9 protein-coding genes are annotated in these 10,184 nt (G+C 73.6%); 3 read left to right on the top strand and 6 right to left on the bottom strand.

The window, feature by feature from the left end; genetic code table 11:
* Positions 1–1,083, bottom strand: a 1,083-nt coding sequence (locus ITJ55_RS06550) for a Fic family protein (protein ID WP_194594574.1), incomplete at its 3' end; no start/stop codon positions are given.
* A gap of 39 nt (positions 1,084–1,122) precedes the next feature.
* Complete coding sequence (locus ITJ55_RS06545; protein WP_194594573.1) at positions 1,123–1,860, bottom strand: gamma-glutamyl-gamma-aminobutyrate hydrolase family protein; 738 nt, start codon at positions 1,858–1,860, stop codon at positions 1,123–1,125.
* A gap of 176 nt (positions 1,861–2,036) precedes the next feature.
* Between ITJ55_RS06545 and ITJ55_RS06540 the strand changes: the two genes are divergently transcribed.
* Positions 2,037–3,041: a helix-turn-helix transcriptional regulator gene (locus ITJ55_RS06540; RefSeq protein WP_194594572.1), complete on the top strand. Its 1,005-nt coding sequence runs from the start codon at positions 2,037–2,039 to the stop codon at positions 3,039–3,041.
* A gap of 108 nt (positions 3,042–3,149) precedes the next feature.
* On the opposite strand, the gene ITJ55_RS06535 is transcribed toward ITJ55_RS06540, so the two are convergent.
* From ITJ55_RS06535 to ITJ55_RS06520, 4 genes are all read right to left on the bottom strand, one after another.
* Positions 3,150–3,926, bottom strand: a complete 777-nt coding sequence (locus ITJ55_RS06535; RefSeq protein WP_194594571.1) for a hypothetical protein — start codon at positions 3,924–3,926, stop codon at positions 3,150–3,152.
* Between the two features lie 128 nt (positions 3,927–4,054).
* Positions 4,055–6,136: a fructose-specific PTS transporter subunit EIIC gene (locus ITJ55_RS06530; protein ID WP_194594570.1), complete on the bottom strand. Its 2,082-nt coding sequence runs from the start codon at positions 6,134–6,136 to the stop codon at positions 4,055–4,057.
* Between the two features lie 33 nt (positions 6,137–6,169).
* Positions 6,170–7,138 carry a 1-phosphofructokinase family hexose kinase gene (locus ITJ55_RS06525; RefSeq protein WP_194594781.1) on the bottom strand — a complete coding sequence of 323 codons (969 nt, stop codon included), beginning with the start codon at positions 7,136–7,138 and terminating at the stop codon, positions 6,170–6,172.
* Between the two features lie 71 nt (positions 7,139–7,209).
* Entirely contained in the window at positions 7,210–7,998 is a 789-nt protein-coding gene (locus tag ITJ55_RS06520) for a DeoR/GlpR family DNA-binding transcription regulator (RefSeq protein WP_194594569.1), read from the bottom strand.
* Between the two features lie 334 nt (positions 7,999–8,332).
* Here ITJ55_RS06520 and ITJ55_RS06515 point away from each other — a divergent pair, with 334 nt between their 5' ends.
* Complete coding sequence (locus ITJ55_RS06515; RefSeq protein ID WP_194594568.1) at positions 8,333–8,647, top strand: hypothetical protein; 315 nt, start codon at positions 8,333–8,335, stop codon at positions 8,645–8,647.
* Positions 8,648–9,250: 603 nt separating this feature from the next.
* On the top strand, positions 9,251–10,102 hold the full coding sequence (locus ITJ55_RS06510; RefSeq protein ID WP_370544050.1) for a DUF817 domain-containing protein: 852 nt from the start codon (positions 9,251–9,253) through the stop codon (positions 10,100–10,102).
* The last annotated feature ends 82 nt before the right edge of the window (positions 10,103–10,184 follow it).

Below are 10,184 nucleotides of genomic sequence, written 5' to 3'. Positions count from 1 at the left end.
GACCAGCCGCTCGATGCCGGCCCGGGCGTTGTTGGTCGCGACGCCGAGCTCGCGGGCGACCGACGGCACGTCCACGAGGGGCTGGCGCTGCAGCACGTCGAGCAGTCGTCGCCCGACCGACCCCGCTCGGGCGGTCGTGAGGTCGTCCCACTGCACGCGCAGCCGGGTGAGGTCGGTCACGAGCGAGCGACCGTTGTCGACCGCCTCGCCCGTGGCCCGGGTGAAGGCGCGCACGATCGGTTCGACGTCGCCGTCGCGGTAGGCCCCGAGCGCGTCGAAGTACCCCGAGGCGTCCCGCAGCAGACCGGCCGAGACCGGCACCGTCACCTGACGCATGACGCCCAGCCGACGCAGCATCGAGTGGACGATCGCTCGCCCCGTCCGGCCGTTGCCGTCGGGGAAGGGATGGATGGTCTCGAACTGCGCATGGGTCAGGGCGACGTGCACGAGCGCGGGCAGGTCGTCACGGCGGGTGAACGCGAGCAGGTCGCCCATGGCCGCGGGCACCCGCTCGGCGTGGGGTGGCACGAAGTCGGCCGTGTGCGGGCTGGTTCCCGAGCCGCCGATCAACACCTGCTGATCGCGCCAGCAGCCCGTGTGGTGCGGTTGCTCGTCGCCGAGGAGCGCCTCGTGCATCGCGATCACGGCGGCGTCGTCGAGGTCGTCCGCGAGGGCGACGGCGGCCTCCGTCGCGCGGGCGTTGGCGATGACGAGTCGAGCGTTCGTCCCGGCCTTGCGCCCCAGGGCCGCGAGGGCGATGCCGCGGGGCAGGGCGGTGAGGTTCTCGATCTCGGAGCTCGACGCGGACTCGCTCCGCAGCAGGATCGCCGCGAAGGGGGCGGTGAAGGCCCCCACCTCGGTGTCGAACCGGGCGAGCTCGGCGACGGCGTCCTCGCAGTCGACCACGAGGTCGTCCGGCAGCCTCGGCGCGGTCACCCCGGCGATCGCCGGTGTCACGGCCGCCTGGTACGGCCCCCGAGATCGCAGGCGCGCCCTTCGTGAGAGCGGGGCGTTCTCGTCGTCGTCCCACGGGTGGCTCTCGTACCCGACCTGCGGCCAAGAAGATGCGGCAACCGTGGTCATCAACCCACCTTAGCCATGGTTAGCCGATCAAGCGTACCCTCAGCGCACGAGCGCGGCGTCGCGCACGGCGACGAGCAGGTCGGTCAGCACCGTGCCCGTCGCGAGGCGGTCCTCCGGGTGCCACTGGACGCACCACACCGGCGCCGAGTCGTGCTCGACGGCCTCGACCGTGCCGTCGTCGGCCCAGGCCACGGCCCGCAGCCCGTCGCCGAGCCGGCCGACCGCCTGGTGGTGCGAGCTGCGGACGACCAGCGACGTCGTGCCGAGCATCGTCGCGAGCGTGCTGCCGTCGGCGAGGCGCACCGGGTGGTCGACCATGCTGTCCGAGACGTCGTCGGGGTTCACGTGGCCGGGGTGCTCGAGGTGCTGAACGAGGTCGCCGCCGAGCGCGACGTCGACGACCTGCATGCCGCGACAGATGCCGACCAGCGGCAGCCGCGCCTCCACGGACCCGCGCACGACGTCGAACTGCACCCGGTCGGCCTCGGCGAAGGTCTGGCCGCGGCCGGGGTAGTCGGCGGGGCCGCCGTAGTGGCTCGGGTCGACGTCTTCGCCGCCGGTGACGAGCACGGCGTCGGCGTCGGCCAGGGCGGCGCGCACGTCGCCCAGCCGGTTCGCCGGCACCCGCCGCACCGCGAACCCGACCTGCTCGGCCGCGGCGACGACCGAGGTCGACAGGTCGTGGAGCTCGCGCTCGAACGCGGGGTCGTCGCGGGCCTCGTCGGTGACGTCGAGGACCAACAGCGTCAGGAGGCGCGGTGCGGGCGAGTCGCTCATCCCGCCATCCTGGCAGCGTCGCGCGGCCCCCGCGGCCCCGCCCCCTCCGCCGGCCGCACGGCCCCCGCGGCTCGGGCCGCCCCCGCGGCTCGGGCCGCCCGGGCCGCACCCCGCCACCGCTGGCCCCGATGCGAACCGGACTGGACGGGCGCGCCGCCCCACGCGACGATGGCGGCATGACCGCCGACGCCGCGCCTCCCGCCGGGTTCCGGGTGGGAGGCGTCCGGCCCGAGGCCGCGGTGCGGGCGTTCGAGCTGGGCTACGAGGGGCGCGACCTCGCACCCGGTCGACCGGGTGACGACTTCTCGTGGCAGCACGTGGCCGTCGGGTCCGGACCCGTCTCGCTCGTGAGCTGCCGGTTCGGCGCGTCCCTGCGGGGCACCGTCCGCCCGCCCGACGACTACGTCGCCGCCTGGTTCTCGACCGGCGGGGGAGTCGTGGACGTCGGTCGCGCCGAGGTCGGCGTGCGCAGCGGCGAGCCCTTCGCGTTCCCGTCCGACCGCGAGTTCACCTTCGACTACGACGCCTACCGCCTGAACCTCCTGCACCTCGACCGGCGCTGGCTCGCCTGGTACGCGTCGGTCCGCGACGGGCGCGAGCCGACACCGATCAGGCTGCGACACGACCGCGCCCTCGGCGGCGACCAGCGCACGGCGTGGCGGAAGGCGACCGCGACGCTCGCCGAGGTGCTGCTCGGCTCGGGCACCGCGACCGCCCTCGCGGTGGCCGACGCCACGGCGGTCGCGGCCGACACCCTGCTCGACGTCTTCGCCGAACCCGCCGGCGGCTCAGGAGGCGCGGGTGCGGCAGCGGGCCCCGGCGTCAGCCCGGCGCTTGTCGCCCGGCGCTTCCGGCTCGACGCCGCCGTCCAGTACATCGAGGCCCACGCCGACCGGCCGATCAGCGCGGTCGACGTCGCCGAGGCGATCGGCGTCAGCGCCCGCGTGCTGCAGAGCACGTTCCAGCAGCAACTCGGCCACACGCCCACGGCGCACCTGCGGGGCGTGCGGCTGCAGCGGGCCCACGACGAGCTCGCCGCCCTCGACGGGCGTCCCGGTGAGACGGTCGGCGCGGTCGCCCGCCGCTGGGGCTTCGCCCACCTCGGCCGCTTCTCGGAGCGGTACGCCCGCGAGTTCGGCGAGCGACCGAGCGACACCCTCGGCGGCCCTCGCACGCCCTGACGCCTCCCGGCTCGCCTCGAGGCCGTTGTCGCACCGCGATTCGTGCACTGCACCGCGTCGAGACCGGGCGTCGTGCACGAAACGCGGTGTGGACGCGACCCGCCTGACCTAGTCGGTGCCGTCGATGCCGCCCAGCCGTTCGAGCACGCCGGTCAAGATGGTGCCGGCCGCGTCGGGCAGCACGTGGTGGTTCATGTAGATCGCCTCGAGCCAGGGCAGCACCTCGTCGCGGCCCCAGCCGACGGCGTCCCAGTCGACGCCCGGCAGGGCCTTCGTGACGGGCTGGTCGGTGCGCGGGTCGAGCCAGGCCTCGGCGATCGCCACGCCGTCGGACGCGCCCTGCGGCGTCCAGGTCAGGGCGATCGGGTGGTCGTCGCCCTCGATGTGGTCGTGTTCGACGGCGCCCGAGCCGAGCCAGGGCAGGGTCAGCAGCTCGCCCTCGATGTCGACCTCGACCAGGTCGAGCTTGCGTGCCTCTTCGACCTCGCAGACGTAGAGGTCGAAGCCGGCGTCGTGCCAGGCGGCGGCCTCGTCGACCTCGTCGAGCAGGTCGGGCATGCGGCGGTGCAGGTCGACGATCAACCGGGTCGACCACTCGACCAGCACGCGCGTGTCGGCGACGCCGAACGGGCTGAGGTCGCTGTCGTCGCCGTTCGCGAGGTGGAAATGGTGCTCGACGTCGCCCGACGGCGTCGTCTCGAGGTGCACCTGCCCGGTCTCGTAGCCGACGTAGAGCGCCGTGATCAGGTCGTCGTCGTCGTACTCGGCGTAGAGGTTCGGCTTGCCGAGCGCGGTCGGCAGCGGCGTCTGCGCGGCCGGGCGTTGGCCCAGGTCGAACACGGCACGGAAATGGGTGGTGGGGAGCCTCAGGCTCATGTCGGTCACGGCGTGGGGTCCAATCGGTTGCTCACGCCAGGGTAGAGGACGCGGCCGTCCGCTCGCGGTCCGGTGACGACGGGGAGGCGCGCTCCGGGTCTCCCCGGAGCGCGCCTCCTCGTGTGGTCGCCTCGGTGCTACGCGACGGCCGGCGTGCGGGTTCCGCTGAGCGAGCCGATCTCGGCGTCCTCGGCCGCGACCTCGGTCGCGACGTCCGAGCGACGGACGAACTTCTTCAGCGCGACCAGCACGAGCGCGCTGACCACCGTGCCGGCGAGGATCGCGACGACCCACATGCCGAAGTTGCCGATGGCGAAGAAGACGAACACGCCACCGTGCGGGGCCTGCGACGTGACGCCGGCGGCCATCGAGATGGCTCCGGTCACCGCGCCTCCGACCATGCTCGCCGGGATCACGCGCAGCGGGTCGGCGGCGGCGAAGGGGATCGCGCCCTCCGAGATGAACGAGGCGCCGAGCAGCCAGGCCGCGCCGCCGTTGGTGCGCTCGACCTGGGTGAAGCCCTTGCGGTACAGCACGGTCGAGGCGAGGGCCATGGCGAGCGGCGGCACCATGCCGGCGCCCATCACGGCGGCCATGATCATCCACGGCGCGGGGTTGTCGATCGAACCGGCCGACAGCCCGGCCACGGCGAAGGCGTAGGCCACCTTGTTGACCGGGCCACCGAGGTCGAAGCACATCATCAGGCCGAGGATCACGCCGAGCAGCACGGCTCCCGTGCCGCTCAGGCCGTTGAGGAAGTCGGTGAGCGCGGCCATCAGGGCCGCGATCGGCCCACCGAGCACGAGCAGCAGCAGGCCAGAGGCGAAGATCGACGCGAGCAGCGGGATGATCACCACCGGCATGAGGCCGCGCACGAAGCGGGGGACGTTCCAGGTGCCGATGAAGTACGCGGCCGCACCGGCCAGCAGGCCGCCGACCAGACCGCCGAGGAACCCGGCGTTCATGAACACGGCGATCGCACCGGCGACGAAGCCGGGCGCGATGCCCGGTCGGTCGGCGATGGCGTACGCGATGTAACCGGCCAGGGCGGCGACGAGGAAGCCCATCGAGGCCCCACCGATCTGGAACGCCGCGGCGCCCAGGTAGTAGCCGAGGCCCTCGGGCGGCAGGTTCAGCAGCGAGAAGTTCTGCAGCGTGAAGACGGCGTTGTTGACGGTGTTGCCGTCGGCCGTCAGGGCGATGCCGAAGCCCGAGAGCAAGAAGCCCAGGGCGATCAGCAGGCCGCCACCGGCGACGAACGGGATCATGTACGACACGCCGGTCAGCAGCCAGCGTTTGAGCGACGAGCCGAAGCCCTGTCGTCCCTGCGCCATGGCCGGGCCCGACGCGGTCGAGCCGCTGACCCGGGTCGCCCGCGGGTCGGTGGCGGCGGCCAGGGCCTCTTTCACCATGGCGTCGGGGGCGTCGACGCCGCGCTTGACGGGGCCACGCACGACGGGCTTGCCGGCGAACCGGCCCTGGTCGCGCACGTCGACGTCGACGGCGAAGATGACGGCGTCGGCCTCGGCGATGACGGCGGGGTCGAGCGGGGTGACCTTCGACGAGCCCTGCGTCTCGATCTGCAGGTCGGCGCCGAGGCGCTTGGCCGCGGCGACGAGGGCGTCGGCGGCCATGAAGGTGTGGGCGATGCCGGTGGGGCAGGCGGTCACGCCGACGAGCTTCGGGCGGCGGGTGCCGCCGTCGGACGAGGAGGCGCCGGTCGCGCCGGCCGCGGAGGTCGCGGTGGCGCCGCGCGTCTCGGCGACCTCGCCGCTGACCTCGTCGTCGACGAGCTGCACGATGTCGGCGGGCGTCTTCGCGGCACGCAGCGCGGCGGTGAAGTCGTCGCGGATGAGCGCCCGGGCGAGGGTGGAGAGCACCGTCATGTGGTCGCCGTCGGCGCCCTCGGGCACCGCGATCATGAAGACGATGTCGGCGTCGCCGTCGGGGGCGCCGAAGCCGACCGTCCGGGCGAGGCGCGAGAAGGCGAGCGTCGGCTCGGTGACCGAGGCCGACCGGGCGTGGGGGATCGCGATGCCGCCGGGGACGCCGGTGCCGACCGACGCCTCACGCTTGATGGCGTCGTCGGCGAGCGAGTCGGCCGAGCCGGCGCGGCCCGAGGCCGCGACGCGCGCGGCCAGGGCGCGGATGACGTCGGTCGACGTGCCGCCCAGGTCTTCGTCGAGACCGACGAGGTCGGTGCTGATGAGGGATGACATGCTGTTCTGCTCCTTGGGGTTGGGCGACGCTGCTCAGAGGTGCCCGACGGCCGCGGGGGCCACCGGGACGACGTCGATGTCGTCAGGGAAGGTCTGGTCGAGGCGGGGGACGATGCTGCCGGGCAGGGCCGCGGCGGCAGCCCCGGACGCGACGGCCTGGGCGAGGCGGGCCGGGGCGGGGGCTCCGGCCGTCTCGGCGAGCAGGTAGCCCGACAGCGACGAGTCGCCGGCGCCCACCGTGCTCAGGGCGGTGATGACGGGGGCGGCGGCGAACCACGACCCCTCGTCGTCGATCAACAGGGCGCCCGCGCTGCCGAGGGTGAGCAGCACGGTCTCGACGCCCAGCTCGCGCAGGCGTCGGGCTCCGGCGACGGCCGAGGCCGGGTCGGCCTCGTACGCCTCGGGGTCGCCGCCGACGATCTCGGCGAGCTCGTCGGCGTTGGGCTTGACCAGGTCGACGCCGACGCCTGAGGCGATCAGCGCGGCGAACGGCTCGCCCGACGAGTCGACCGCGACGCGCGGGGCGGCGTCACCGCAGGAGGCGCGCACGGCTCGGACGACGTCGGCCAGCCAGGTCGTCGGCAGGCCGGGCGGCAGCGACCCCGCGAGCACCAGCCACGAGGCGAGTGCCGCGTGCTCGACGACGAGGGCCGTCAGCTCGTCGACGTGGGCGCCGAGGTCGGGGCCGAGCTCGTTGATCTTCGTGGTCGTGCCGTCGGGCTCGGTCAGCGTGACGTTGGCCCGGAGGCGCTGGGCGATCGGCAGGTTGACGGTCGGCACGCCGCGCTCGCGCAGGGCGGCGAGGACCGGGTCGTCGAGGGCGCCGGGCAGCAGGGCCACGGTCTCGGCCCCGGACGCGGCGAGGGCCCGCGAGACGTTGACGCCCTTGCCGCCGGGCTCGTCCGTGGTGCTCACCGAGCGCTGCACCGAGCCGCGCTGCAGGGCGCCCGGCAGCTCGATCGTGCGGTCGAGCGACGGGTTCGCGGTGACGGTGAGGATCATGCGGGCGCCTCCTGGCGGCGGAACGGGGTCGTGCGAGGTCACGAGGGGGCGGGGCGTGGGGGCGTCGGCGGTCACGCGACGATCACCTCGACGTCGGCGAGCTCGAGGGCGTCGGCCAGGTCGGGGGCGGGGGTCGCGTCGGTGACCACGGTGTCGACCTCGGTCAGGCGCGCGAACCGCACCAGCGCCTCCTCGCCGTGTTTCGTCTGGTCGACGACGGCGACGACGCGGCGGCCGGCCCGCACGTAGGCCGACTTGACGGCGCCCTCGAACTCGTCGGGGGTCGAGAGGCCGAAGCCGGCGCTGAGGCCGTTGGCACCGACGAAGACGATGTCGGGGCGGAGCGCCTGGATCTGCTCCACCGTGCTGGTGCCGACGGCCGCGCTCGTGAGGCCGCGGACCCGGCCGCCGAGCAGGTGCAGGTCGACGTGCGGGCTGTGCTGCAGCAGCGCCGCGATGGGCACGGCGTTCGTGATGACGGTGAGCACGGTGCCGGGGGTCGCGGGCGTCCACCGGGCGAGCTCGGCGGCGACGGCGGCCGTCGTCGTGCCGGCGTCGAGGGCGATCGAGCCCGTGAACGTCGGGGGCACGAGGTGGGCGGCAGCCCGGGCGACCGAGGTCTTCTCGGGGCTGTGCCGGGTCTCGCGCTCGCTGAGGCTGAGCTCGGTGACGCTCGAGCGGCCCGCGACGACGGCGCCGCCGTGCACGCGCTGCAGCAGCCCGGACTGCTCGAGGGCGTCGAGGTCGCGGCGGACGGTCTCGGCCGTGACGTCGAGACGGAGGGCGAGGTCGCTGACCGACACGCGGCCGGCGGAGCGCAGGGCCTCGGCGATCGACTCGTGGCGTTCGGTGGCGTACATGCGACCTCCTCGTCGTCTCGCCGTGCTGCTGATGTCGTGCTGCTGATGTCCGTCCGACTGTGTCTCTCGCCGTCGTTGCGCCGACTGTACGGCTCTTCCGACCCGAAAACAAGACAAAACCAGAAAAACGAAGAAGAACACAGATCAGGGCCCTCGCCGATCAGGCATGTCCGCAATGCGCACTCTTGCCGATCTGGCTAGATCATCTAGCTACTCACCTGTCAGAGTTGTCGACGTACCGGTTCACGGCGGTACGGGCACCGACTTCACGGGCGGTCCCCGCAGTTCCAGCAGGTTCCTCAGATGACGCAGGGTCATCAGAAATGAGAAGAACATGAACATCAGCAGCGCCTCGCTCCAGGGCCTCGGCCACGAGCAGCTCGTCTCCCTCGTCCGCGGCACGGTCGGTTCGGCTCGCCCCACGGCGACCCGCGTCAGCACCGGTCGGGTCGACTCGGGCCACTACCGTCGCGACCCTCGCGTCCCGGCGGCGCGCATCGAGACGTACCCGCGTCGTCGCCGCGCCCGTGCCGCCGCCGTCGCGCTGGCGGCGCCCGTCGCCACCGCCGTCTCGGCCGTCACGCCGGTCGACGAGCCCACCTACGCCGACTTCCTCGTGGCCGCTCCGGTCCACGCGATGTCGGCCTGAGGCAGGCTCGATGACCTTCGCGCAGCGCATCCTCGCCGACCAGGTCGGCGACCACGTGTCGTACTTCGACACCGCCCTCGACGACACCGACGACCTCGACTGAACGGCCCGACCATGACCCCCTCGCTTCCCTCGCTCGACACCCTCGTCCACCCCGACCTCCACGAGTACGTGGCCGACCGGTACCCCTTCGTGGCGGGCCTGGTCGACGACGACCAGATCTGACCCCCCCCAGGCCCCGGCCCGGTGCACGACTTCGGACGGGCTGACGCCCGGCCCGTCGACGGTGCGTACCAGCGACCCGCAGCGCGGGACGCCGACGAGCACCCCACGAGAGCCCCCTTGCCCCACGGCGAGGGGGCTCTCGCGCGTCCGCGGGGGCGCCGTCGTCGACGAGCCGCCGTTCGTCGCGCGAGGTCGACGCCCGTCGCCCGTCGCGGCGGGCGTCGACGGTCCGGTCGCGGTCGCGACCCGCGGGGGAGGCGCGTGGTCCTCGGGACGGACGCCGCGCCTCCTCGAGGTTCGTAGCGTGGACGGGGTCGCACCCGTCGGGGCGACGGTGCGCCCACCCGGCCCGCATCGACGACGAACCGAGGAGGCACGGTGTCCGCCGTCGAGATCGTCCCGCGTCACCGCCTGGGTCGCGTGGCCCGCACGCGCGAGGGCCTGCTCGACCTGCTGGCCTTCGGCCGCGCCCAGGCCCTCTCGTGCGCGTTCGCGGTCGCGATCTTCGCCGGGCTCGCCGTCACCCGCGTGGTCGACGTGGGCGTCCCGCGTTACGACGCCCTGCTGATCTGGTGCGTGCTCGTGCAGGTGGTCCTCGTCGCGACGCGGCTCGAGACCCCCGACGAGCTGCTCGTCATCGGCGTGTTCCACGTCCTCGGGCTCGGACTCGAGGTGTTCAAGGTCGCCGTCGGGTCGTGGTCGTACCCCGAGCCGGGGGTCCTGCGCCTGGGCGACGTGCCGCTCTACAGCGGCTTCATGTACGCGGCGGTCGCGAGCTACATCTGCCAGGCGTGGCGCCGGCTCGACCTGCGCGTCGACCCGGTGCCGATGGTGGCGACCATGGCCGTCGCGGTCGGGTTCTACGTCAACTTCTTCACCAACCACCGGATCACCGACCTGCGCTGGGTGCTGCTCGGCGTCGCCGCGCTGCTGATCGCCCGGCGGTCGGTGACCTTCCGCGTGCGGGGCGTCGACCGCCGCATGCCGCTGCTCGTGTCGTTCGCCCTGATCGGCCTGTTCATCTGGGTCGCCGAGAACGTCGCGACCCTGCTCGGGGCCTGGACCTACGCCTCGCAGGCCGACGGCTGGAGCCTCGTGCACCCGAGCAAGATCGGCTCGTGGATGGTGCTCGTGATCTTCAGCTTCATGCTCGTGCTCTGGCTGAAGCAGCGGAAGGGCGGCTCGACGGCCCAGGCGGCCCAGGCGGCCCAGGCGGCCTCGGGGGCGTGAGGTCGCACCACCGTCGCGTCGTCGCACCACGCTCGGGGGTGGTTCGACGACGCGGAGGTGGTGCGACCTCGCCGGGGGCCTG

This window comes from Frigoribacterium sp. VKM Ac-1396, from assembly GCF_015350895.1.
Taxonomy (GTDB): Bacteria; Actinomycetota; Actinomycetes; order Actinomycetales; family Microbacteriaceae; genus Frigoribacterium.
This window is presented reverse-complemented; position numbering and strand designations above follow the sequence as displayed.

What these genes read in the sequence shown, in the direction of transcription:
- ITJ55_RS06545 (WP_194594573.1), bottom strand. Translation starts at nt 1,860, where the DNA reads ATGAGCGACTCGCCCGCACCGCGCCTCCTGACGCTGTTGGTCCTCGAC.
- ITJ55_RS06540 (WP_194594572.1), top strand. Translation starts at nt 2,037, where the DNA reads ATGACCGCCGACGCCGCGCCTCCCGCCGGGTTCCGGGTGGGAGGCGTC.
- ITJ55_RS06530 (WP_194594570.1), bottom strand. Translation starts at nt 6,136, where the DNA reads ATGTCATCCCTCATCAGCACCGACCTCGTCGGTCTCGACGAAGACCTG.
- ITJ55_RS06525 (WP_194594781.1), bottom strand. Translation starts at nt 7,138, where the DNA reads ATGATCCTCACCGTCACCGCGAACCCGTCGCTCGACCGCACGATCGAG.
- ITJ55_RS06520 (WP_194594569.1), bottom strand. Translation starts at nt 7,998, where the DNA reads ATGTACGCCACCGAACGCCACGAGTCGATCGCCGAGGCCCTGCGCTCC.
- ITJ55_RS06515 (WP_194594568.1), top strand. Translation starts at nt 8,333, where the DNA reads ATGAACATCAGCAGCGCCTCGCTCCAGGGCCTCGGCCACGAGCAGCTC.